Raw genomic sequence first — 26011 nt, forward strand, 5'->3', positions numbered from 1 at the left:
GTGGATTTAATATTTTCATGTTGAGTATATAAATTACTGGAATGAGGCAAAGGTAATGAGTAAATATAATTTTTGTGCAGGGCCGGCTATGCTTCCGCAAGCGGTAATGCAAAAAGCACAAAAAGAATTCTTAGATTGGCAAGACATGGGCGTTTCTGTAATGGAAATTAGCCACCGCAGTAAAGAATTTCTAGCATTAACTGCAAAATGTGAAGCAAGCTTAAGACGCTTAATGAATATTAGTGATGAATTTGAAGTTCTATTTATGCATGGTGGTGGTCGAGGTCAATTTAGCGCAGTACCCCTTAATCTTCATCAAGCGGATAAAAAAGCGGTCTACTGTGAAAATGGAGTGTGGTCTAAAAGCGCTACAGACGAAGCTAATAAGTTTACTTCAACAATTAGTGTTGATGTACGCAACGATAAAGATGGGCAATTTTCTATAAAAAACGTGGCTGACTGGGTGTTACCTGCAGATGCCTCATATATTCATTACTGTCCAAACGAAACCGTAGATGGATTAGAAATTTTTGAGGTACCAAGTCATCCAACAGCTCCCATTGTCGCCGATATGTCGTCGACTATATTATCTCGTGAAATCGACGTTAATCAATTTGATTTAATTTACGCTGGTGCGCAAAAAAATATCGGTCCATCAGGTATCGCTATTGTTATTGTGCGCAAAACATTACTTGAGCGTGAAGGACTAGCAAAACCAGGTATTTTAGATTATGCCCTTGAAGCTAAACAGGGCAGTATGTTTAATACACCACCTACATTTGCATGGTACTTAGCTGCTGAGGTGTTTGAATGGTTAGAAGCACAAGGTGGTGTAAAGGCGATGGAAGCACACAACATCGCCAAAGCAGAACTTCTTTATAATTTTATTGATGAGTCTTCTTTTTATACCAATAAAGTAGCCAAGCATTGCCGCTCACGTATGAATGTACCATTTTGGCTTAATGATGAAAGCTTAAATGAAAAGTTTGTATCACAATCTAAAGAAGCTGGTTTATTGGCACTTGAAGGTCACAGAATAGTAGGTGGTATGCGTGCAAGTATTTATAATGCAATGCCACTTGAAGGCGTACAAGCGCTTGTTGATTTTATGGCAGCTTTTGCGAAGGAGAATAGCTAATGGAGCAACTTCGTTTAGAGCCTATATCCCGTGTTAATGGGACTGTGACATTGCCTGGGTCAAAAAGTTTATCTAATCGGATTTTACTACTGGCTGCTTTAGCGAACGGAACAACAGTTGTTGAGAACTTACTCGACAGTGATGATATTCGTCATATGTTGGGGGCCTTAGCACTTTTAGGTGTAACAGTTACACTTAATGATGACCGTACAGTTGCAACCGTGCACGGTGTCGGTGGAAAATTTAAAACACCTAATGAGCCATTGTTTTTAGGTAATGCGGGCACTGCATATCGCCCTTTAACAGCAGTGCTTGCGGCTGTAAGTGGTGAGTATGAATTAATTGGTGAAGCACGTATGGAAGAGCGCCCAATAGGGCATTTAGTAGACGCTCTTCAAGCGCTTGGCGGTGATATTACCTACACTAAGCACAAAGACTACCCGCCGCTGAAAATTGTTGGTGGACAAATTAATGGCGGTGAAGTTGAAATTGATGGCAGTATTTCAAGTCAATTTTTAACCGCTTTATTAATGGCTGCGCCTTTGTTCACGGGTGATACAAAAATTACAATTAAAGGCACTTTAGTTTCTAAGCCGTACATTGATATTACATTAGGCGTTATGGCGCGTTTTGGCATTACCGTTGAACATTCAGATTATTCAACATTTAAAGTCAAAGGCGGGCAGCAGTATCAATCACTTGAGCGTATTATGGTTGAAGGTGATGCTTCATCAGCTTCTTATTTTGTAGCCGCAGCAGCTATTGCTGGTGGTGAAATAGAAATTAAAGGTGTGGGCGCTAAATCAGTTCAAGGTGATATTGGCTTTGCAAAGGTGATGGAGCAAGTTGGTGCAAAAATCGATTGGTATGATGAGCGTTTAGTCGTTAGAAAAGGCGACTTAAAAGGGGTCGACATTGATGCCAATGCTATACCTGATGCTGCCATGACACTTGCAACTGTTGCACTGTTTGCTAAAGGTCCAACAGCTATTCGTAATATTTATAATTGGCGTGTAAAGGAGACTGATCGACTTTACGCCATGAGCACAGAGCTACGTAAAGTAGGTGCAGAAGTTGTTGAGGGTGAAGATTTTATTGAAATAACTCCCCCATCAACATTTAATGATGTCGCCATTGATACTTACGACGATCACCGTATTGCTATGTGTTTTGCAATGGTTGCAGTAGGGGGAAAGCCTATAACAATCAATGATCCTAAGTGTACCTATAAAACATTTCCTACGTTTTTCAATGTATTAGCATCGGTTAGTGAATAGACTTTTTATAACTATTTATAAAAAGTTACACACTAATAGCAGATATATTTTAATAACTGGCGTATAATGTCGCGGATTATTTAGGTGTGCATTGCAGGAGGTTTAAATGCAGGCGTTATTAATGCCCGTGATCACCGTTGATGGCCCAAGTGGTTCTGGTAAAGGAACTGTTTGTCGTTTGTTAGCCGATAAGTTGGGTTGGGATGTATTGGATAGTGGTGCAATTTACCGCGTTTTGTCCCTTGCAGCACTTCACCACCAAATTGCATTAGACAACGAAGAGGCACTTGTACCGCTGGCTGCAAATTTAGATGTGCAGTTTTTGGTGGATAGCCAGACTAATGCTGGAAAAGTTATTTTAGAGGGAGAGGATGTTACGACCACTATTCGTAATGAAGAAGTGGGCGCAGCTGCATCAAAGGTAGCTGCACTTCCTCGCGTTCGTGAAGCGCTATTGCGCCGTCAACGCGCTTTTAGAACCGAAAATGGTTTAATAGCAGACGGCCGTGATATGGGAACTGTTGTGTTTCCAGATGCGCCATTAAAGATCTATTTAACAGCGAGCGCACAAGAGCGTGCTCGTAGACGCTTTGTTGAGTTGAATGAGCGTGGGCTTGATGTTACACTAAGTGGTCTATTAGAGGACATTCAAGCTCGTGATGACCGTGATATGAATCGCGCCGTTGCGCCGCTTGTTCCTGCAGAAGATGCAATTGAACTCGATACTAGCGAGCTAAATGCACAGCAAGTATTTGATAAGGTTATGACTTTATTGGATGCAGCTATTTCTGAGGGAAAACTTCCTAAACGAAGTTAAACACATTTTATGCACCAGCAGGATGCCAGTGCTATTTTAACAACCCCATGCAGCATGGTTGCTTATTGGTATTAATATATGAGACGTATATTCGTATGTCAGAAAATTTTGCGCAGTTATTTGAAGAAAGCTTAAAGGGTTTTGAAGCAGAGCAAGGCTCTATCGTTAAAGGTACAGTAATCTCAATCGAGAACAACATTGTACTTGTAGATGCTGGTCTTAAATCAGAAAGTGCTATCCCTGCAGAGCAGTTCAAAAATGCTGCTGGTGAACTAGAAGTTGCTGTTGGCGACGAAGTAGATGTTGCACTAGATGCAATCGAAGACGGTTTCGGTGAAACTATCCTTTCTCGTGAGAAAGCGAAGCGTCACGAAGCGTGGATCCGTCTTGAGAAAGCATGTGAAGAGCAAGAGACTGTTACTGGTGTTATCAACGGTAAAGTTAAAGGCGGTTTCACTGTTGAAGTTGATTCAATCCGTGCTTTCCTACCTGGTTCACTTGTTGATGTTCGTCCAGTACGTGACACAACTCACCTTGAAGGCAAAGAGCTTGAATTTAAAGTAATCAAGCTTGACCAAAAACGTAACAACGTTGTTGTTTCACGTCGTGCAGTTATCGAATCAGAAAACTCACAAGAACGTGAAGAGCTTCTTGCTAACCTTGTTGAAGGTCAAGAAGTTAAAGGTATCGTTAAGAACCTTACTGACTACGGTGCGTTCGTTGACCTTGGTGGTGTTGATGGTCTACTACATATCACTGACATGGCGTGGAAGCGTGTTAAGCACCCTTCAGAAATCGTTAATGTTGGCGACGAAATCGCAGTTAAAGTTCTTAAATTCGACAAAGATAAAACTCGTGTATCTCTAGGTCTTAAACAACTTGGTGAAGATCCATGGGCAGCTATCGCTGGTCGTTACCCAGAAGGTTCTAAACTTTCTGGTCGTGTAACTAACCTTACTGACTACGGTTGCTTTGTAGAAATCGAAGAAGGCGTTGAAGGTCTAGTACACGTTTCTGAAATGGATTGGACTAACAAGAACATCCATCCTTCAAAAGTTGTTTCACTAGGTGATACAGTTGAAGTTATGGTTCTTGAAATCGACGAAGAACGTCGTCGTATTTCTCTAGGTCTTAAGCAATGTATTGCTAATCCTTGGCAAGAATTTGCTCGTCTACAAAACAAAGGCGATCAAGTTACTGGTAAGATCAAATCAATCACTGACTTCGGTATCTTTATCGGTCTTGACGGTGGTATTGACGGTCTTGTACACCTTTCAGACATTTCTTGGAATACACCTGGCGAAGAAGCTGTACGTGAATTCAAGAAAGGCGACGAAATCACTGCTATCGTATTGCAAGTTGACCCAGAGCGTGAACGTATCTCTCTAGGTGTTAAACAAATCGAAGCTGACCCATTCAATAACTACCTTGATGCAAACAAAAAAGGTGCTATTGTTAAAGGTAAAGTGACTGAAGTTGATGCGAAAGGCGCAACTGTTGAACTTATCGAAGGCGTTGAAGGTTACATCCGTGTAGCTGATATTGCTCAAGAGCGCGTTGAAGATGCAACTACTGTTGTTTCTGTTGGCGACGAAGTTGAAGTTAAATATGTTGGTGTTGATCGTAAGAACCGGACTTTAAGCTTATCTGTTAAAGCTCTTTTCGAAGCTGAAGAGAAAGAAGTACTAGAGAAGCTTAAGAAAGAAGAGCCAGTGTTTGAAAACGCAATGGCAGCTGCTTTCGCAAATGCACAAAAAGACTAATTTATAATTAGTTTTTAGTTGGGAGGGCAATTATTGCCCTTCCTATATCTTTTTTAAGGAAACGCTATGACTAAGTCAGAACTGATAGAAACACTTGCGGAACAACATGCACACGTTCCAGTGAAAGATGTTGAAAATGCTGTAAAAGAAATTCTTGAACAAATGGCCGGCTCATTATCTTCTTCAGATCGGATTGAGATCAGAGGGTTTGGTAGTTTCTCTTTGCATTTCCGCGCTCCTCGCACAGGTCGCAATCCTAAGACTGGCGATACTGTAGAGTTAGATGGAAAGCACGTACCTCATTTTAAACCAGGTAAAGAATTACGTGACCGCGTAAATGCGAGCATTGCCTAGTTAATATAACGGAGTAGTTACTTGTTCAAGGTATTGAAAATTATTCTGGTTGCACTATGCCTAATTAGTGCCTTTGTATTAGGATCACAAAATCCGCAGTTAGTACAAGTAAATTATATTATAGCCAGTAATACATTACCTTTAGCTGTAATAATAAGTATCTGCTTTTTGTTAGGTGTTTTAATAGGTTTTTTTATAAGCTTCAAGTTGTTTTCTCAGTTGAAGTGGCAAAACTACCGGTTAAAAAAGCAATTGTCGCCTGAGAAAAATAAAAATAAGCCTGACGTTAATAAAGACACCTAATTATGATTGAGCTTTTGTTTTTATTACTACCTGTCGCAGCCGGTTATGGCTGGGTTATGGGAAAAAACAGCGCTAAGAATCATGCCCATCAACTGAATAGACAAATTACGTCTGAATACAGTAAAGGTTTAAAATTTTTATTAGACCGTGAAGAAGATCAAGGCTTAGAACATTTAATAAACCTACTTGAAGTTGCCGCTGATTCGGTTGAACACTATTCCACTCTTGCAACAATGTTTCGTCGTCGAGGCGAATTAGATCGTGCAATAAAAATACATGAACTCCTCCTAAAACATCCTAGCTTAAGTGAGCAGCAAGCTGCAACGAGTCGTTTAGAACTCGCTGAAGATTATATTATGGCTGGCTTATTAGATGGCGCAGAAGAGCATTTAGTTTGGCTAGTCAAAGCAGGGCACGTAGAGGCTCTCGATCCTATTATTACTTTGTATTCGCAAACTCGTGAATGGGATAAAGGCATTAATATGTTTGAATCTCATAGCGAGCTACTTTCTAAAGAGCAGCAATTTAAAGCCATAGCGAATTTTTATTGTGAAGCTGCGCTTAGTGATAATAATCCTCAAATTATGCGTAAAGCGATTAGTTTAAATTATAAAGCAGTTAGGCCCTTGTACGAGCTAGGTGTCATCGCTTTTTCCAAAGAGGATTACGTTAAAGCTATTTACTACTGGCGTGAACTAATCTGTCAGTTTACGTTGTTTGCGCCGTTATTTATTGATGAACTAGCGCATAGTTATAAACAACTTAACTTAACACATCAATTTCATGAACTAGTAAGCGATTTACTAGACAAAGGTGGTGTTCTAATAAAAATAAAACATTGCCAAGCGCTCCTAGAACAAGGTCACACTAAGCAAGCTCTTGATTTTTTAACTGATAGTTTAAAAAGGCAACCTACAATCAGAGGTTTTAGCTTTTTACTGCAACTTATGGGTGATCAAAATAAAAATACAAAAGAAGTGCTCAATGAAATTGATAAACTTGTTACGTCATATATAGCGACTAAGCCAGACTTTCAATGCCAGCATTGTGGCTTCACAAGTTATACAATCTATTGGAATTGCCCTTCTTGTAAACATTGGGAAACCATTGTCCCAAGTAGAGGTTTAGACGGATTTTAATAACCCCTAAATACTTAATTATTGTAGAGCCCTTACAAATTCGACTAGAAGTTTAACTAGCGCCAATAGACTAATTAAACCTCCTTATTAACTTTGTGTAAGTTCGCTAAGCTAACTAAGTAAAATATACAAAAACTCTTTACTGCTATACATTAGGATAACTATGTCTTTCGAAAATTCAAAAAAAGTACTTATCGCTTTAGACTACGACGATCAAGAAACAGCGTTAGCATTTGTAAAACAGCTTTCGCCCGATACTTGTCGTTTAAAAGTAGGCAAAGAAATGTTTACATACTTTGGTCCTGAATTTGTAAAAGAATTAATTGAACTTGGTTTTGATGTTTTTTTAGATTTAAAGTTTCATGATATTCCTAATACAGTCGCAAAGGCAGTCACAGCGGCTGCAAAAATGGGGGTGTGGATGGTAAATGTTCATGCATCGGGTGGTTTCGAAATGATGACTAAAGCAAAAGTGGCTTTAGAACCGTTTGGTGATAAAGCCCCAATTCTTATTGCTGTTACTGTATTAACAAGTATGGATGAGTCAGAATTAGAGCGATTAGGTATAAATAAATCACCTCAGGAGCAGGTAATATACCTTGCAAAACTAGCCAAGGAAGCAGGCCTTGATGGTGTTGTTTGTTCCGCGCAAGAAGCGAGTGTTTTAAAGGCTGAGCTTGGTGAGCATTTTAAATTAGTTACACCCGGTATTCGTCCTGAAGGTAGTGATGCAGGCGACCAGAAAAGAATAATGACTCCAAAAAAAGCAATTGAAGCAGGTAGTGATTACTTAGTAGTAGGCAGGCCGATTACTAAAGCATCAAATCCAGTAAAAGTACTGCAAGATGTTAATGACTCTATAAAATAGTTTACAAAAAACAGCAAATAAGTACTAAACCCCTTACGTTATGTGTAATTTGTGTTACATTTATAATATCAAAATGTTGTGAGGGGTTTTATTTTGAAGCTATTAATTGGTTCATTGGTCATTATCATCGCAGGCTTCTCTTTTAATAAATATGTGTTTTCGAGTAAAGCATATGATGGAGTTACAACAGTAACAGATGTTATTTCAGCGTATCCTGTAAATATGTTTGATTTTAAAAAAACAATGAAAGACTACGCACATCACCTTTGTTACAGAAATTCCGACACATTGAATGCCCAGGATATAAGTGTTAGTGCTTGTTTAACAAACCATGACGAAAAAAAATTAGAGTGTGAAAAAAAGGTGTTCAGGTTAGCACCATTGAACTTAGAATCAGAAAGGGAAGTACTTGATTATTCAAGGCAATATACGCAATGCACATTGCCTTATAAGTATATTTTAGGTTAAACACTCATTATATAAATATAGAATGAGTGTTGTTTAATTATTTCGATTTCAAGCGAATTGATTTTGCTTCAATTTCAATAAGCTCTTGCTTAAACAAACCACCAATTGCCTTTTTATAATTTGCTTTACTCGTAGAGAAAACTTTTTTGATAAGCTCAGGATCAGATTTATCGCCAATAGCGAGTATTCCGCCTTCGTTTTTAAGCTTTTCCATTATTTTATCGCCAAGCTCACTTACCTTGCCCATGCCTGGTTTTTCTAGCACAACGTCAATTTTTCCGTCTTCTCTAACTTTTTTAATAAAGCCCTTAAGTTTTTGCCCTACAAATAAGTTTTTAAACACCATGTTGTAAAACACAACACCAAAGTGAGATTCTTCAATAAGCACTTTGTAGCCAATATCTGTTTTGCCAGCAACAATTAAATCAACCTCTTGAAGATTGGTGTATTCAGGTTCATCTTTCGATAAAAAGCGATTAAAGTTAGTTGAAGCACAAATGCGTTGGCTGGCATTATCAAGGTACAATCGAACTAAATAAGAATGTCCCTCTTGCATGCGTGGCTTTTGTTCATTAAATGGGGCTAGTACATCTTTTTCTAATCCCCAGTCCAAAAAAGCACCGATACTATTTATTTCTTTGACACGTAAAAGGGCGTACTCACCTACCTGAGCATGTGGCTTTCTAACCGTTGCAGTTGGCAAATTAGCATTATCTAAATATATAAACACGCTAATGCTATCACCGGCTTCAAGTTCATCTTTGATTTCGTTTTTTGGTAAAAAAACTTCACCTAAATCATGACCGTCCAAGTAAGCGCCTTCATTACTTACTTCTTTTACAAATAGTGTTTGTGTTGTTCCAAGGTAACTCATAATTATTCCTGCTCAGGCTTTTTCTTACGGCGCATTGGTGAATCGCCATCGATATTCATAGGGGCTTTAATGGGTGCTACTGGTTTTTTGGGTTTTGCTTTACGTTTTATTTGTGGCTTTTTATCATGCGTTACTTTTTTAGCTTTAAGCGTTGAAGCAGGTTTTTTCTCTTTTATGCCTTTAAATTTAGCTTTAAGTCCGTCAATACTTGCAAACTTAAGTTCATCATTTAAAAAAGATTTAATTGATAAATAACTAGCCCAATCTTTAGGGCCGACTAACGAAATAGCAGTACCTTTAAAGCCAGCACGTCCAGTTCTACCTATTCGGTGTACATATTCTTCAGCATGCTTTGGTAAATCGAAGTTAATCACATGGGTTACGCTTAGTAAATCTAAGCCACGGGATGCAACATCAGTGGTAATTAATATTTTAAAGTTTCCTCTGCTAAACGAGTCCATAATGTCTAAGCGTTTGCTTTGTGTTAAATCACCCGCAAGTGCAACTGATTTAAATCCTTTGTTGTTTAGCTCTTCGCTCAAACGACTTGTATCTGCCCGGGTGGCAGTAAATATTATGCATTGGCCAACTTCGTCTTGCTTTAAAAAGTGTGCTAATAACGCTTCTTTGTGATCTAGGTGGTCGGCTAGGTAGAGTGTTTGCGTTATATCGCTGTGTTGCTCGTTTGCAGCGCTAAGCGTAATTTGTTTTGGTTTTTTTAATAAATTACGCGAAAGCGCATCTACTTGTGCATGGTCAAGCGTCGCTGAAAATAATAATGTTTGTCGAAGGCGGTGATTTGCTTCGTCATTAATTAGTTTTAATTGTTCGGTAAAACCCAGATCTAATATGCGGTCTGCTTCATCAAAAATCAGCAGCTCTAACCCACTTAACTGTAAAGAGCGTTTAGTCACATGATCAGCCAGACGACCCGGTGTTGCAACTACAAACTGTGGGTCGTTTCTTAATGCTTTAATTTGGTCGTTAAAGTTCTCACCACCTAATACTTTAACTGCCTTAATAGCAGTGCCTGCTATTAATAAACGTAGTTGAGTAAAAACTTGCGTGGCTAGTTCGCGTGTAGGGGCAACAATAAGTACACGTGGATCGCGTTTACTGAGTGCTTTTTGTTTCATAACCCGTTGAACTGCTGGTAATAAAAACGCCAAGGTTTTGCCCGACCCAGTCTTCGACTGAGCAAAAATGTCATGCCCTGCAAGTGCGGTAGGCACTGCATGTGCTTGAATGTCTGTGGGCTGGGTGATCCCTTGATGTGCTAATTGTGTTTCAAGGCGAGTATCAATCCCAAGATCAGTAAAGTGCAATGTAATGTTCTCCAATGTGCAACTTAAATTAATTGCTGCATTATAGCGTACACATGGCTTATCCCGACAGCAAAAAGCAATGTATGCTGCTATTTTTTGCAATTAATCTAAAAAAGCGTAAAATACGCGCCCCATATGCGCCGGATTTACGATTCGGTAAACGCCAATATTGGCTTATTAAGGCAAAATAGGAAATAAAATGACAGCTGTTCATAAAGACGATCTTACCAGCGAACACTTTGTAGTGTGCGCATTATACAAATTTGTAGGTCTGCCAGAGTTTGAGGCATTACGTAAACCTTTATTAGAGGTTATGGAAGCAAACGAAGTTCGAGGCACATTACTTTTAGCTGCAGAAGGGATAAATGGCACTGTTTCTGCAAAAAGAGAAGGCATTGATAACCTCCTTGCATGGCTAGATGAGCAGCCAAATTTAAAAAATATTGTCACTAAAGAATCTTATGACGACGAATGCCCGTTTTACCGCACAAAAGTAAAACTAAAAAAAGAAATTGTAACAATGGGCGTAGAGGGAATTGATCCCCTTAAAGTCGTGGGGAGCTATGTTAAACCTCAAGACTGGAATGCATTAATTTCTGACCCAGAGGTTGTTTTAATTGATACGCGTAATGATTACGAAATTGAAATTGGTACATTTCAAAATGCCGTTGATCCCAATACAACCACTTTTCGTGAATTTCCGCAGTGGGCAAAAGAAAATCTTGATCCAGAAAAACATAAAAAAGTAGCTATGTTTTGTACAGGTGGCATTCGCTGTGAAAAATCAACGGCCTATATGAAAGAACAAGGCTTTGATGAAGTTTATCACCTTGAAGGCGGAATACTTAAGTATTTGGAAGAGGTGCCAAAAGAAGAAACCATGTGGGAAGGCGAATGCTTTGTTTTTGATAATCGCGTTGCTGTAAACCATGACCTACAAAAGGGATCGTACGATCAGTGTCATGCGTGTCGTATGCCTATTACTGAACAAGAAAAACAAAAGCCTGAGTATCTAGAAGGTGTTTCATGCCATCATTGTATTGATAACGTCACTGATGAGCAGCGCGCGCGCTTTGCAGAGCGCCAAAAACAAATTGAACTTGCTCAAGCTCGTGGTGAAGGGCATATAGGTAATGAAGCACAAACTGTTCTTCAACAACGCAAAGAAGCTAAAAAAGCACAAAAAGATGCGCAACGCGCAAAGTAATTCATCGGTAATAGTTATTAAATAAAAAAGAGCTTCACGGCTCTTTTTTTTGCCTTCATTTTGTTATTCATCTTATATAGTTGAGCATTCAGCGTTAACACGGGCTAGTTTTGATCACAGTTTTGTTACACTGCGTATAGTGGTTAACAAAATTGTCTATTAGGTGGTTCTTTGAAATTGCGCATACTTCTATTAAATATCTACTTGTTATTATTCATTTTTAGCACCGCAGCATCAAGTGCAAATGTAATGGTACAAAAAGTAACAACGGAACGTACAAAAGAAGAGGTGAAAGCTGTAGGAAATGCAGAAGCAATTCATTCCGTTATATTATTCCCTGCTGTCGGTGATAGAGTTACAGCAGTTCACTTTAAACCGGGTAACTTTGTTAAAGAAGGAGATGTTTTAGTTGAACTAGACTCTCGTAGGCAAAAAGCAGCCCTTCAACAAGCAGAAATAACCCTAGCAGACACTCAGCGTACACTTAACAGACTCAGCGAAAGTCACAAAAAAGGGGCAATCCCTAAAAGTGACTTAGATGATGCGAAAACTCTGCATGCACTTGCCGAGGTTGCACTTATCAATGCAAAAACAGACCTAGAAGATAGAACAGTACTTGCGCCATTCGATGGTGTGATGGGGCTTACTGATGTTGAAAAAGGGGATCGCATTACTGAGCAAACAGCCATAGCGACTATTGATGATACCCGCAGTTTGTATATCAACTTTAACGCACCTGAGTCAGCTGTCTCTATGCTAAAAAATAAAGGCATTGTTGAAGTAACACCATGGCAAAGTGCAAAAGCCATTAATGCTCAAGTTTCATATTTAGATTCGCGAATAAATCCACAAACCCGTACCTTACGTGTTAAAGCCAAACTGGAAAATACAAATGATCAGTTTATGCCAGGTATGAGCTTTCGAATTAATATTACAATGCAAGGGGAGTCATACGCGGTTGTGCCTGAAGCTGCACTTATGTGGGGAGCAACAGGTCCCTACGTTTGGAAAAGTATAAATAAAAAAGCTACGCGTATTGATGTAAAAATAGAGCAACGCTTAGCTGGGCGATTGCTAGTTTCAGGTAACTTAAATGAGAACGATATATTGGTTGTTGAAGGCGTGCAACGTCTACGCGAAAACCAAGCATTAACGTTCGCCAATGTTAGTAATTTAGAGGAATAATAATGAAAAATTCCCCTATGATGCAAGATCTCCCTTCAATGGCAATCCGCCGACCTGTGCTTATTGTTGTTTTAAATCTATTAATTATAATTGCAGGTTTAGCTGCAATCGCTGGCATTGAAGTTAGAGAGTTACCAGATGTTGATAGACCGCGTATAACAGTCTCAGCATCATTTCCTGGTGGGTCACCCGAAACGGTTGATACAGAAGTAACCAGCAAACTGGAAGGGGCGATAGCCCGAGTGAGTGGCGTTAAATCAATACGTGCGCAAAGTGAAGAGGGCAGTGCTCGTATTGTTGTTGAGTTTCGCCCTGGCGTTGACTTAGACAATGTAGCTAACGAAACCAGAGAGTCTGTTGCTCGTGTGCAACGAGAGTTACCAGAGGAGGTGGAGCGTGTTGCCATTATCAAAGCCGATAACGATGCAGAAGCGGTTGTATCCCTCACTGTGTCAAGTAGTAGTCTGGCTCTTGAAGCCCTTACTGAGCGAGTCGAAACCGATTTAGCACCTCAATTTCTAACAATACCAGGCGTTGCCGATGTAAGGTTGAACGGAGACCGTAAACGCGTTTTACGTGTTCGTTTAGATCCCCTTAAATTAAGCAGTTTCAATCTTACTATTCCTGATGTAGCAGACGTTTTACGAGAAGCGCCCTTTGATGTGCCCGCAGGTAGCCTTAAATCAAGTGACCAACAAGTAATTGTTAGAGCCGATGCAACTTCTATTACACCTAGTGAAGTTGCAGATATTATCGTTAGCGGCGATACACGAGTAGGTGATATTGCATCGGTCTATTTTGGTCCTGCAGATCCACGCTCTATGGTTCGTTTAGATGGCAAACCCGTAATTGGTATGGAGGTTATTCGCCAAGCACAGTCTAATACAATTGAAATATCGGATGAAGTTCTTCAGTTGCTCGAAAACATGCGCAAACGATTCCCTGAGCTCGAATTTACGCTAACCTCAGATGACGCGCAATTTATAAGAAGCTCAGTTGATGAAGTCATCAACTCCTTAGTGCTTACCGTTTTGTTAGTGGTAATAACATTATGGGTATTCATAGGTTCGTGGCGCGCTACACTTGTGCCTGCTTTTGCTATACCTGTTGCGCTTATAGGTTCACTTGCTCTTATTTGGACCCTTGGTTTTTCTATCAATATACTCACTTTATTAGCGCTTGTGCTAGCCACGGGTTTAATAGTCGATGATGCAATTGTTGTGAGTGAAAACATACAACGTCAAAGAGGCTTAGGACTTGGTCGGCGCGCTGCCGCTGTCATAGGTACGAGAGAAGTATTTTTTGCGGTTGTTGCCACAACTGCGGTATTGGCAGCGGTTTTCATTCCTATTGCTTTTTTACCTTCTACTGCAGGACGATTATTTAGAGAGTTTGGCGGGGTGCTTGCCGGCGCCGTTATTATTTCAAGTTTTGTTGCATTATCACTTGTTCCTGCATTGACTTCAAAATTAAAACTGAAAAAACAAAGCAACCACCCGTTTGCTAAAGTAGGCAATAAGCTCGTTAAGCTTTACAGTACAACCATAAAAAGTGTTTTGAACCGTGCTTGGTTAGTTCTCATTGCGTGCATATTAATAGCCTTTGGTTCTGGTGCATTGTATCTAAACCTCGATAACGAACTTTTACCAACAGAGGACAGGGGCAAAATACGAATTTTTGCCAGAGGACCTGATGGTGTAGGTTTGAACTTTATGGACAGGCAAGCAATGCAGATGGAAGATATTTTGTTGCCTTTCGTAGAAAGTGGTGAAATAGAATCTATTTACACCGTTGTTGGGCAATGGGACCCTAATATTGTGTTTATAACGGTTCCTCTTAAGCATTGGGATGACCGCCAATTTACTCAGCAAGAAATCATTAATAAAATTCGTGGTCCGTTAGGTGAAATTCCAGGCGCAGCCGGACGTGCATCGGGTTCAAACAGTTTAAATTTAAGAGGCCAAGGTGGCGGAATAGAAATCGCTTTATTAGGCCAAGACTACCAACAAATTTTTATTGCTGCGCAAGACTTTGCAAAACAAATTGAAAATGCAATCCCAGGTACAGCGCCTGTGCGAGTATCTTATCAGCCGTCACAACCACAATTACGTGTAAATATTGATAGACGAAGAGCCGAAGAGTTGGGTGTATCGCTAAGTGATATTTCAATTACACTTCGTGCCGCCATAAATGGTGATGATATTGCTGATTTAAACATTGGCGACCAATCAATACCTATTATGTTGCAAGTGCAAAACCAAGTTATTCAAGATCCAAGTGATTTAGCAAACCTGTATGTGGCAAGTTCACAAGGAAGGTTAGTCCCAATTAGTAGCTTAGCTAATATTAGTGAAGAGGGCGTTGCTGCAGAGCTTGAGCGTCATGCTCAGCGTCGTGCTATTGAATTGGATATGGAATTACCCAATGGGATGACGATTGCAGATATAGTCGAGCAAATTCGTAATTTGTCTCAGCAATCTTTGCCTCAGGGCATTACTCTTGCGTTTAAAGGCGAAGCGCTGACCTTCGAAGAAACTGCAAACGAAGTCCTTCTAACTTACGTTTTAGCATTCTTAATTGTATTGCTTGTATTAGCTGCTCAATTCGAAAGTGTTAACAGTGCCATAGTGGTAATGCTAACGGTTCCATTTGGTATTACCTCTGCCATCTTAGCGCTGTATTTAACGAATACGTCTCTCAATATTTATTCGCAAATTGGCTTAGTAATGTTGATTGGTCTGATTGCAAAAAATGCTATTTTACTTGTTGAATTTGCAGACCAACTTCGCGATCAAGGCTTATCTGTGCGTGAGGCCGTTGAAGAGGCTGCGCTGGTTAGGCTACGTCCAATCACTATGACACTCGTTTCTACGTTGCTTGGTGCACTACCATTAATATTATCAAGTGGGGCAGGTGCCGAAGCGCGTAATGCAATAGGTTGGGTTGTATTTGGTGGGCTGTCGCTTGCTGTTTTATTTACTTTATACTTAACACCAGTCATCTATTTAGGGCTTGCGCGTTTTACTAAGCCAAGAGGGGATGAAACTAAACAGCTTGCTCAAGAGCTTGAACATACAGAGTAAATCTTTATGAGCCTAATTAATCTTTTTTCTTTAAAAAACGGTTAATTAGGCCCACAATTGCATTACTGGATATTAGTAGGGATCTATAATGCAAAGCGAGCAAATTGAAATAGCGCAATTTTTATCACAACACCCTCCTTTTGATGATCTTCCTCAAAAAGCATTAGATGAACTTGCCCAACAAGTTGAAGTCAGTTACTTCAGGGCTAATACCGATATTTTACAATATGGCCAAGACATAGCTGATTTATACATAATAAGAAGTGGCTCTGTTGAAATGTACCGACGTGATGGTGAGCTGTATAACCGTTTAGCCACCGCAGGAATATTTGGGCAAATGGGGTTACTAATGAATCGAAAGGTGCGTTTTCCGGCTACAGCGCTCGAAGACACCTTAGTTTATTGTATAAACGTTGACATTTTTTTGCAGTATTGTGATGAATATGAAGTATTTGCAGATTACTTTGAAACGGATGGTAACGTGCGTTTGCATCAGGCAATTGTAGAACAAGCCGATGGAAACGATTTAACCACTGCCAAAGTTAAATCGTTACTTCACAGAGAGGTTGTCACAGTTGACGCAACTGAAACAGTAAAAAATATTGCACAGCTAATGACTGATGAATCGGTATCGTCAGTGCTAGTTACCGACGTTAATAAGCCCGTAAATAACGACCCCCAAGAAGATGACGGGCAAGTTGTTGGCATAATAACAGATAAAGATTTACGCACTAAAGTTGTGGCGCAGGGGCTTGCTTTCAACACACCTGCACACTTTATTATGTCCACTAACTTAGTGCTACTTGATCAAAATGACTATATATTTGAAGCTGTGTTGGCAATGCTCAGAGATAACTTACATCATCTTCCAGTGGTACAAAAAAAACGGCCGATAGGTGTTATTTCTTTATCAGATATTTTGCGTTATGAATCGCAGAGTAGCTTATTGTTGGTGCGTGGTATATTGGCACAGCAGTCTGTGGAAGATTTAGCCCACTATGCAAATCAACTTCCCCGTGTATTTGTGCGCATGGTAAATGAAGACGCTAACTCTCACATGGTTGGTACTGCAATGGCTGTCATTGGCCGTACCTTTAAACAACGACTGCTAATACTTGCAGAAGAAAAGTTCGGCCCGCCGCCAGTACCTTACTGCTTTATTGCATTAGGCTCTATGGCAAGGGATGAACAACTTATTGTTACCGACCAAGATAATGCACTTATATTAGATAATAGTTATGACGATGAAAAACATAATACATATTTTCAAAACTTAAGTGACTTTGTTTGTTATGGATTAGCTCAATGTGGCTATAGCTATTGCGACGGTGAAATTATGGCATCCTTTAAAAAGTGGCGAAAAACACAAGACCAATGGTTTGAGCAATTTTCCCAATGGATTGCTGAGCCTAAACCACAGGCTTTGCTTAATAGCTCTATATTTTTTGATTTAGACGGTGTGTGGGGTAAAACAAAGTGGGCTGATGAGTTAAAAACATTTATTGCAAAGCAAAGTGCAAGTAACAGAGTGTTTTTAGCTAACATGGCATCAAATGCACGAAATAGAACACCTCCTCTTGGTTTTTTTAAAGGGTTTGTTCTCGAGCACAACGGACAGCATCAAAAGTCTATGAACTTAAAACGACGCGGTACTGCGCCATTAAGTGATGTAGTGCGTGTTCATGCACTTGCAATTGGATCTCGTAAGCAAAATTCATTTGATCGCTTAGAAGATATTATAGAAGCCAATGTTTTACCTGAAGGTAAAGCGCAAGATTTACGTGATGCGTTAGAGTACATTTCAATGACGCGTATACGCCATCAGGCATGGCAAATTGAACAGGGTGAAGCACCCGATAATAACCTTGACCCTCATTTACTTTCTCCTTTCGAACAGCGACATTTGAAAGATGCTTTTGCTATTTTAGATAAGGCGCAAAGTTACCTTAAATTTTGTTATAGCGCACACTCAGGTGTGAAATAATCTATGTTTTTTAAAGAAGTAATAAACTGGAAAATACGTTATGCACAGCTTGCCGATGATGCGCAAAATAATTTAATAAAAGAGTTTTATTTATCGGCATTTAGCAATGCTAACGCCGCTGTAAAAGAGATTTCTTTTGTTGCATTAGATTTTGAAACAACAGGGCTAAATAGCCAAACAGATGATATTGTGAGTGTAGGATTAGTTCCTTTTACATTAACGCGAATATACTGTAAACAGAGCAAGCACTGGCTTGTTCAGCCAAGACGAAACCTAAGTGAATCGTCTATTGTGATCCACGGTATTACTCATAATGATGTAGATAACGCGCCCGACTTTGACAACATTATTGCTCCTTTGCTTGATGCGTTACGTGCTAAGGTGATTGTTGTTCACTATGCGGCAATCGAACGTGGCTTTTTAAACAGTGCCTTAGTATTGCGATTAAGAGAGCATATTGAGTTTATGGTTGTTGATACCATGGAACTTGAGCGCAGAGCGCTCAAGGCAAAACAAGGCTTAATTGGGCAGTTATTTAACTATAAATTGGGGTCGTTGAGGCTAAATGACTGTCGCAAACGTTATTCACTACCAGTTTATGAAGGGCATCATGCGCTAACTGATGCGCTTGCAACAGCTGAACTATTGCAAGCTCAATTACGCCATCATTACACTGAAGATACCCCATTGTGTGAGATATGGAGCTGAACACATACAAATAAAAACGCCGCAAAAAATGCGGCGTTTTATTATTATTAATTTATTATTTAGTCGGTCTAGGCTCAGTTCTTAAACCTAACAACAAGCTCACACACATAAGTAAAAGCACAAACGTAAATGGTAAGCCTGTTGAAACTGCACCTGCTTGTAAGGCCTCAATAGCCTGTGTTCCGCCAATCCACAACAATGCTGCGGCAATAGCGCCCTCAACCGTAGCCCAAAATATACGTTGTGGAACAGGGGCGTCAATTTTACCACCAGCAGTAATAGAGTCGATGACTAACGAACCAGAGTCTGAAGAGGTAATAAAAAATACAAGTACAAGCACAATCGCAATAAACGATAATATATTTGCAAGCGGAAGCTCATCTAACATCTGAAACATTGCTAAAGGAACCTCAGTTAAGCCATTAAGCCCAAGCGCGCCTACACCATTTATAATTTGGTCAATTGCAATACCACCGTAAATAGACATCCACAATACCGTTACTAACGTTGGGATTAGTAAAACAGCGATTAAAAATTCACGAATAGTGCGCCCACGTGAAACACGAGCTATAAACATGCCAACGAAAGGTGACCACGAAATCCACCATGCCCAGTAAAATACAGTCCAACCGTGCATCCATGTTTCGTCTTCACGGCCATGTGGGTTGCTTAAAGGAATAATGTTTTCAACATAGCCCATCACGGTATTTGGAATGTTGCCCATAGCTACAGCAAATCCCACAAGGCAAACAAACAATAACAATACAAACGCTATTAGCATGTTTATATTACTAAGTAGTTTTACACCGCCATCAATGCCGCGAACAACAGAGATAACCGCTAATAAAGTAACCCCTACAATCACTAATATTTGCGAACCAATACCGCCTTCTAAACCAAAGACATGATTAATACCTGCAGAGGCTTGTTGGGCACCCAATCCTAGAGAGGTAGCTAGACCAAACAAAGTCGCCAAAACAGCCAAAATATCAATAATATGACCCGGCCATCCCCACGCCTTATCACCTAAAATAGGGTAAAAAATCGAACGAATTGATAGTGGTAGCCCTTTATTGTAAGCAAAAAAAGCAAGGGATAAACTCACCACTGCATAGATTGCCCACGGATGAAGCCCCCAGTGAAACATGGTTGCTCCCATAGCTAGCTTTGCTGCTTCTGGCGTGTTTGCTGCAACGTTTAGCGGTGTTTCGTACCAACCAGTATAATAAGCAACAGGTTCAGCTACACCCCAAAACATAAGGCCAATACCCATACCCGCTGCAAATAACATGGCAAGCCATGAAAGACGTGTATGAGATGGTTTAGCTTCACTTCCTCCTAAGCGTATATTTCCATATGGAGATACAATAAGTGCTAAACAGAAAACGACAAAAAAGTTAGCAGCCCACATAAATAGCGCATCGAAGTTATTAATGATATCGAATTTAATTGTATCTAGTGCCGTTTTAGCTGTTTGTGGCTCAGTAACAAGTAAGGCAACTAAAAATAAAATAATAAGGCCCGCACTGATCCCAAAAACAGGGTTATGAATATCAAACCCCCACTTTTGAACGTTATCCTGTCCCACGGTGTAATCTGTATTGTCGATACTATATTTGTCATGATTTTCCTTCATGCAATACCTCTTTTTTAATTATAAATAACTGGTTTATCCAGCCGCCCATTAAATACATTAGTCTATATACAGAGAATGAAAAATAATTTGAAGACTAACTAATAATATTCCTATCTTACAGATGATATGAGGTTGCATAAACGTTTAAAGTAACAAATAGTCAAAATATCGTGTTTTTTGGGTATTGTTAGCCATATAAATAGCGATTTTAGAAATTAATGATATGCAGGCAATATTTATAAGGTTAGAACTTAAACTATAATTTAACAAATAGTTATTTATAAACTAAGTGGTCTATTAAGGTTGGGATGTAAACTGTAATAAATGGGGTGGGGGAGTTTTATACACTGCATAAAATTTATGCAGTGTATAAATTAGTGCTTATTTTTTACCTGTGTAAGCGTCGTTGTGAACGCCCGCTGCACGACCAGAAGGGTCTGCATTGTTTTGGAACGACTCATCCCAAGCAAGTGCTTCAGGAGTTGAACAAGCAACTGACTTGCCATGTGGTACACACTTTGCTGATGCGTCACCTGGGAAGTGCGACTCAAAAATAGTACGGTAGTAGTAAGCTTCTTTTGAATCAGGGGTATTAATAGGGTATTTGAACTTTGCATTAGCAAGGTCTTGATCGCTTACTTGCTCTTCAACATACTCTTTTAATGTATCTATCCAGCTGTAACCAACACCATCAGAAAACTGTTCTTTTTGGCGCCATAAAACTTCATCTGGTAAATAACCGCCAAAACCTTCACGTAAAATATGCTTTTCAATTTTGCCATCTTTGCACATTTTTGCTTCAGGATTGATGCGCATAGCAACATCAACAAATTCTTTATCAAGGAATGGTACGCGTGCTTCAACGCCCCATGCGGCCATCGACTTATTAGCGCGCAGGCAGTCAAACATATGAAGTTTAGAAACTTTACGGTTTAGTTCTTCATGAAACTCTTGTGCATTAGGAGCCTTGTGGAAATATAAGTAACCACCAAATAATTCATCTGCACCTTCACCAGAAAGAACCATTTTAATACCCATGGCTTTAATTTGACGCGCCATTAAATACATAGGGGTTGATGCACGAATTGTGGTTACATCATAGGTTTCTATGTGGTAAATGACCTCTCGAAGCGCATCAATACCTTCTTGAATAGTAAAAATGATAGGGTGATGCACCGTACCAATCATATCTGCAACTTTTTGAGCCGCCGCTAAATCGGGCGAACCTTCAAGGCCAACTGAAAATGAGTGAAGTTTGGGCCACCAAGCATCGCTTTCGTCGTTATCTTCAATACGTTTAGCAGCAAAACGCTGTGTAATAGCAGAAATAACTGATGAGTCTAATCCACCTGACAGTAATACACCGTATGGTACATCACACATAAGTTGGCGTTTAACGGCTGCTTCTAATGCGTCTTTTACATCTGCCGACTCTGCGCTGTTATCTTTAACTGCGTCGAAAGTTTGCCAATCACGTTTGTAATAAGGCTTAAGTTCACCATCTTTACTGTAAAGGTAATGGCCAGGGGGGAATTCTTCAATGTGTTTACAAATTGGAGAAAGTGCTTTCAGCTCAGAGGCAACATAAAAGTTACCATGTTCATCGTGGCCAGTGTAAAGCGGTATAATACCGATATGATCACGACCAATTAAGTAGGCGTCATTTTCTTCATCGTATAGGCAAAACGCAAAAATACCATTTAAGTCATCTAAAAACACAGGGCCTTTTTGTTTGTATAGCGCTAAGATAACTTCACAATCAGACTGCGTCTGGAACGTAAAATCAGTGTCTAAATTCGCAGCTAACTCTTTGTGATTATATATTTCCCCATTTACCGCTAATATATTCGTTTTTTCTGGGTTGTATAAAGGTTGCGCACCGCTAGATACGCCAACAATTGCAAGACGCTCATGAACTAAAACTGCTTTTTCAGACGCGTAAACACCAGACCAATCTGGCCCTCGGTGTCGTAGTAATTTTGACATTTCAATTGCTTGGGTACGCAATTGAGCGGGATCAGATTTTATATCTAATACCCCAAAGATTGAACACATAGTAACTCCTCATTCCTATTATGTGTGCAGAACAGCCAATTTGCTGAACTGCGAACCCTTGTTTTATCAGAAATAATTACTCAAGTCACACAGCTTTTGCAATTAATTAAGAATAATTTATGCACCAATGTTTAACTCGTTGCACCTTGTTGGTTAATAGGGCGAAACTCTGATTATTTTTGCATCAATTTGCTGTGTAAACTCTGAACTATTAATTAGACAATCAAGCAGGCCGAACTTGTTTATGTAACTAAGTAGTGCAATGAACTACATTAAATTACGCGCGGTTTAACGTCCCCCATTATTGCCTAGGCCTCTACTTTTAAGTGCAATGCTTAACTGGTTTAAATGGCCTTTGAGTTTTTGTTTAGCTTTTAGTGCTTGTTCAAACGTCACGTATTCAAATTCAATTGTATCTAGCGGTTTATATTGAGCAAATTGATGTAAATCTGCTTCAATGACGGTGCCTAATAAGGGATAACCTCCCGTTGTTTGTGCATCGTTTAACAATACAATGGGTTCTCCATTTGGGGGCAGTTGGATACTTCCTGGACTCACAGCAAGAGAAGGTAATGAGTGTGAGTGAGTTAAAGAATAATCATCACTTTGGAGTCTTACGCCCATACGGTTACTATTGTGACTCACTTTAAACGACGACTGAGTAAACCCATTAATGATCTGTTTGGAGAAAAGCTCTGCGTATGGGCTTGGGTATACACGCACAATTTTACGTTTTGGCGGCATAAGTGCGCCGCATTGAGTAAATTCTGATTGGTAAGGAGTAATTTTAATATTGTCACCGGCTATGAGCGATTTGCCATTTAGTCCGCCAAAACCAGCATTTAAATCAGTGGCTCTAGAATTCATAATAACCGAGCTTTGAATTCCCCCTTTAACGGCAATGTAGGCTCTTAATCCGGCTCTCCCTGTTGAAAACTTAAGCACTTGTTTTTGTTTTACATTGTATGTCCAACCCGGGTAAATAGGTTTTTCATCAAGTGTTGCATTTAAATCAGCACCAAATAAGGCAATAACTGTGTTGCATTCAAACTCAAGTTCGCACATGCCAACAGTCACCTCAAGCACAGCGGCATTTTTATCATTATTTAAAAGGCAGTTTGCTATGGTTTGTGCATAAGGGTCTAAGCTACCAGACTGACTAACGCCTAAATGGCGGTATCCGCTGCGTCCAAAATCTTGAATGGTCAGTAATGGGCCACTTTTAATCACTTTAATCATGATTTATTTCCCCACCGAAATAGGTATAAATTCGAGCGTATCACCTGGCTGTATTAAACATGGTTTTTTTAGCTTTGCATCAAACAAGGGCGTGTCAGTATGGCCAATAATATGCCAACCACCGGGCGAATCTGAAGGGTAAATCGCTGTTTGCTCAGCGCCAATAGCAACAGAGCCTTTAGGCACTTTTAGGCGAGGCTCGGAACGTCTTGGTGTATAAAGATGTTCGTTTAACCCGTTTAAGTATGCAAAACCAGGTAGAAACCCTAAAAATAAAACAGCGTACTGCGCTTCACTGTGAAGATTAATGACGTCATCAATACTTAAATTATGAAAGTTGGCAACGTAGTTTAAATCTGCCCCATTGTAATGCGTCTTAATTTTATGATGTTTAGCAACAAACTCATTTGGCTTAATGTTATTCCAAATACCTAGTAATTCTTCATGCCATTTGGCTAACTCTATTTCTTGCTTAAGATACAAAGTGAGTGAGGTCATAGCTGGTACAACGTCGATAAATGACCCACTTGTATTACAGTGGCTTGCTAAAGACCAAATTTTGTTTTGAATACTGAGAGTGTCGTTAGCGCTTAAATGAGATGCATCAAACATTAGGCTATTGTTTGATAGAGCGTAAACGTGAGGATTTTGCATTGGTAAAACCTAATTCGGACATCATTAAGCAAACCTAACACATATTGAGTTAATTATTGACAACCTTGAGACTAACAAAAAACATTTTATACAAAATAGTTTATACACTAATTCTGTAATTTCATTGCCAATGAGGTTTAAAAGTAAACTTTATATCTTAAGCCTCGTAATAAATAAGCACGTAGTTTGAAATAATAATCAAGATTAAATGGTCTCAATGAGTACGGACTTGTTTAGAGGTATATTATGAATTATCAGCAATTATTATATTTATCGGGCGCTGCCATTATATTTAGCGCAGGCACTTTTGCTTTATCAATGGAAAAAGTAGAACAAAGCAATGTAGAAGCGAGCATGCATGTAGAAATCCTTGTACTAGGATCGGGGTGTTTTTGGGGCGCAGAAAAACGCTATGAAGCACTAGAAGGAGTGATTGATGCAGAGTCTGGCTATGCTGATGGAAAAGGCTTTGAGGCTACTTACAGAAATATTACTAAGCAATCACGTCGTTTTGACGAAAACAACTACGCTGAAGTAGTCAAAGTTACTTACAACAGCAATATTATTTCCTCACAAGCATTACTTAAAAATTACTTTGAAAGTCACGATCCTACCCAGCTAAACAAACAAGGTAACGACATTGGTACGCAATACCGTTCAATTATTTTAACGAGCAACAATGAGCAAAGTGACACTGCTTTCAAGGTTAAAGCGCAGTACCAACAATTATTAACCAATGCAGGGTATGGAGATATAGTCACTGCAATAAAGCCACTCGAGGGGTTTATTGCCGCGGAAGAATACCATCAAAATTATTTACAGAAAAATCCTAATGGCTATTGCCCTGATCATTCTACTGGTGTTGTTTTTGAACCAGTACCTGATGAAACTAAAGACAACACTGCATTGTTAGCAGGTAAGCAAATAGTGGTTATAGACTCACGCGATTATTGCCCCTACTGCGAGAAGTTTAAAAAAGAGGTGGCGAATGACTACAAAGGAACGATTCCTTTATCATTTAGATTTGCCGATCAATTAGATGGATTAACGATTAAATCGGCTACTTGGGCAACACCGACTATTCTATTTTTAGAAAATGGCGAAGAAGTATACGGACGCCAGGGCTATGCAAACCGCGATACTTTTTATAAAGCCCTAGGGGCATTTAAATTAGGAAATAGCGAAGCCTATAAGGTCGCATTTAATGCCAAAACAGATCGTCCTTATTGTAAAGAATACAAAATATTTAAAAATACTCCAGATGGTACCTTTGTTGACAAGCTCAGTGGAGAGGCTTTGTTTGATACCCGTGATCGCTTTAATTCTGGCACAGGTTGGCTGTCGTTTACGCACCCTGTTAAAAATAGTGTAACCGAACATGAAGACAACAGTTGGGGCATGCAGCGCATAGAGTTGAGGTCTAAAAGTTCAGGAATTCATTTAGGTCACTTATTTCCGGGCGAAGGCCCAAGAGGGGAAGACAGATATTGTATCAATGCAACCGTATTAGACTTTATACCTCGCGATAATAGCTAACATTACATATAAACCAATTGGTCTATAAGTAAAGTTAGTCCACTGAATTAAGTGACGGTGTGAGGGTATGGAAACATTGCCTAGTAAATAATTACGCTAAAGTTATTTAAAAGAGAGTTTTGTACGTTGGCAGTGGCGCTAGGTGGATTAGGGTTACTATTTATGTAATGTTTTACTCGTTTGTAAATAGGCATAAAAAAGCCCTTAATTACTTAAGGGCTTTCAAATATTTGGGATAGGGTGTAATTAAGTTGTAAAATAAAACAGCCCAAACTAGGTCACCACCTAACTTGAACTGTTTTTCACACTGACAACATCTTCACACACAATAAAGATTCGATTACTGCCAAAGGCAGGTTTTAATATTATGTGGCCGTTGGGAGGGAATAAAAACAGCC

21 protein-coding genes are annotated in these 26011 nt (G+C 39.5%); 15 read left to right on the forward strand and 6 right to left on the reverse strand.

Features of this window, described 5'->3' with window-relative positions:
* The first annotated feature begins 55 nt into the window (after positions 1–55).
* The 9 genes from serC to AC27I2_RS18040 all read left to right on the forward strand — a co-directional run bounded on the left by serC (position 56) and on the right by AC27I2_RS18040 (position 8127).
* On the forward strand, positions 56–1138 hold the full coding sequence (gene serC / locus AC27I2_RS18000) for a 3-phosphoserine/phosphohydroxythreonine transaminase (RefSeq protein ID WP_487205074.1): 1083 nt from the start codon (positions 56–58) through the stop codon (positions 1136–1138).
* Complete coding sequence (aroA, locus tag AC27I2_RS18005) at positions 1138–2415, forward strand: 3-phosphoshikimate 1-carboxyvinyltransferase (RefSeq protein WP_487205075.1); 1278 nt, start codon at positions 1138–1140, stop codon at positions 2413–2415. Before serC ends, aroA begins: the two co-directional genes overlap by 1 nt.
* A 106-nt stretch (positions 2416–2521) precedes the next feature.
* Positions 2522–3232: a (d)CMP kinase gene (gene cmk, locus AC27I2_RS18010; protein ID WP_138530164.1), complete on the forward strand. Its 711-nt coding sequence runs from the start codon at positions 2522–2524 to the stop codon at positions 3230–3232.
* 95 nt (positions 3233–3327) lie between these two features.
* Positions 3328–4995, forward strand: coding sequence for a 30S ribosomal protein S1 (gene rpsA / locus AC27I2_RS18015; RefSeq protein ID WP_006794164.1), 1668 nt, complete (start codon positions 3328–3330; stop codon positions 4993–4995).
* A gap of 66 nt (positions 4996–5061) precedes the next feature.
* Entirely contained in the window at positions 5062–5349 is a 288-nt protein-coding gene (gene ihfB, locus AC27I2_RS18020; RefSeq protein ID WP_006794165.1) for an integration host factor subunit beta, read from the forward strand.
* A gap of 21 nt (positions 5350–5370) precedes the next feature.
* Entirely contained in the window at positions 5371–5652 is a 282-nt protein-coding gene (locus AC27I2_RS18025; protein WP_138530166.1) for a lipopolysaccharide assembly protein LapA domain-containing protein, read from the forward strand.
* Positions 5653–5654: 2 nt separating this feature from the next.
* Entirely contained in the window at positions 5655–6791 is a 1137-nt protein-coding gene (gene lapB, locus AC27I2_RS18030; RefSeq protein ID WP_487205076.1) for a lipopolysaccharide assembly protein LapB, read from the forward strand.
* A 163-nt stretch (positions 6792–6954) separates the two neighbouring features.
* Positions 6955–7659, forward strand: coding sequence for an orotidine-5'-phosphate decarboxylase (gene pyrF / locus AC27I2_RS18035; RefSeq protein WP_487205077.1), 705 nt, complete (start codon positions 6955–6957; stop codon positions 7657–7659).
* Positions 7660–7752: 93 nt separating this feature from the next.
* A complete protein-coding gene (locus AC27I2_RS18040; RefSeq protein ID WP_487205078.1) occupies positions 7753–8127 on the forward strand; it encodes a hypothetical protein in 375 nt (124 codons plus the stop codon).
* 37 nt (positions 8128–8164) lie between these two features.
* On the opposite strand, the gene AC27I2_RS18045 is transcribed toward AC27I2_RS18040, so the two are convergent.
* Both AC27I2_RS18045 and AC27I2_RS18050 read right to left on the reverse strand, forming a co-directional pair.
* Positions 8165–9001: a CvfB family protein gene (locus AC27I2_RS18045; RefSeq protein WP_138530170.1), complete on the reverse strand. Its 837-nt coding sequence runs from the start codon at positions 8999–9001 to the stop codon at positions 8165–8167.
* A gap of 2 nt (positions 9002–9003) precedes the next feature.
* Positions 9004–10326, reverse strand: a complete 1323-nt coding sequence (locus AC27I2_RS18050; protein WP_487205079.1) for a DEAD/DEAH box helicase — start codon at positions 10324–10326, stop codon at positions 9004–9006.
* Between the two features lie 199 nt (positions 10327–10525).
* Here AC27I2_RS18050 and trhO point away from each other — a divergent pair, with 199 nt between their 5' ends.
* From trhO to AC27I2_RS18075, 5 genes are all read left to right on the forward strand, one after another.
* Complete coding sequence (gene trhO, locus AC27I2_RS18055) at positions 10526–11533, forward strand: oxygen-dependent tRNA uridine(34) hydroxylase TrhO (protein ID WP_058403958.1); 1008 nt, start codon at positions 10526–10528, stop codon at positions 11531–11533.
* A gap of 171 nt (positions 11534–11704) precedes the next feature.
* Entirely contained in the window at positions 11705–12718 is a 1014-nt protein-coding gene (locus tag AC27I2_RS18060; RefSeq protein ID WP_219423066.1) for an efflux RND transporter periplasmic adaptor subunit, read from the forward strand.
* 2 nt (positions 12719–12720) lie between these two features.
* Positions 12721–15801, forward strand: a complete 3081-nt coding sequence (locus tag AC27I2_RS18065; protein WP_487205080.1) for an efflux RND transporter permease subunit — start codon at positions 12721–12723, stop codon at positions 15799–15801.
* 88 nt (positions 15802–15889) lie between these two features.
* The gene (locus tag AC27I2_RS18070; RefSeq protein WP_487205081.1) at positions 15890–17785 is read left to right on the forward strand and encodes a DUF294 nucleotidyltransferase-like domain-containing protein; all 1896 of its coding nucleotides are present in this window, start codon (positions 15890–15892) and stop codon (positions 17783–17785) included.
* Between the two features lie 3 nt (positions 17786–17788).
* Positions 17789–18493 (forward strand): 3'-5' exonuclease, encoded by a 705-nt coding sequence (locus AC27I2_RS18075; RefSeq protein ID WP_487205082.1) that lies wholly within the window; start codon positions 17789–17791, stop codon positions 18491–18493.
* Positions 18494–18548: 55 nt separating this feature from the next.
* On the opposite strand, the gene AC27I2_RS18080 is transcribed toward AC27I2_RS18075, so the two are convergent.
* The 4 genes from AC27I2_RS18080 to pxpB form a co-directional block, all read right to left on the reverse strand.
* Positions 18549–20129 carry a BCCT family transporter gene (locus tag AC27I2_RS18080; protein WP_138530181.1) on the reverse strand — a complete coding sequence of 527 codons (1581 nt, stop codon included), beginning with the start codon at positions 20127–20129 and terminating at the stop codon, positions 18549–18551.
* Positions 20130–20510: 381 nt separating this feature from the next.
* Entirely contained in the window at positions 20511–22184 is a 1674-nt protein-coding gene (gene asnB, locus AC27I2_RS18085) for an asparagine synthase B (protein ID WP_487205083.1), read from the reverse strand.
* Positions 22185–22472: 288 nt separating this feature from the next.
* A complete protein-coding gene (locus AC27I2_RS18090) occupies positions 22473–23423 on the reverse strand; it encodes a 5-oxoprolinase subunit C family protein (protein ID WP_058403965.1) in 951 nt (316 codons plus the stop codon).
* Between the two features lie 3 nt (positions 23424–23426).
* A complete protein-coding gene (pxpB, locus tag AC27I2_RS18095; protein ID WP_138530183.1) occupies positions 23427–24077 on the reverse strand; it encodes a 5-oxoprolinase subunit PxpB in 651 nt (216 codons plus the stop codon).
* Positions 24078–24323: 246 nt separating this feature from the next.
* Here pxpB and msrA point away from each other — a divergent pair, with 246 nt between their 5' ends.
* Positions 24324–25613, forward strand: coding sequence for a peptide-methionine (S)-S-oxide reductase MsrA (msrA, locus tag AC27I2_RS18100; protein ID WP_487205084.1), 1290 nt, complete (start codon positions 24324–24326; stop codon positions 25611–25613).
* Positions 25614–26011: the final 398 nt, after the last annotated feature.

This window comes from Pseudoalteromonas sp. NH0006-46, from assembly GCF_057547735.1.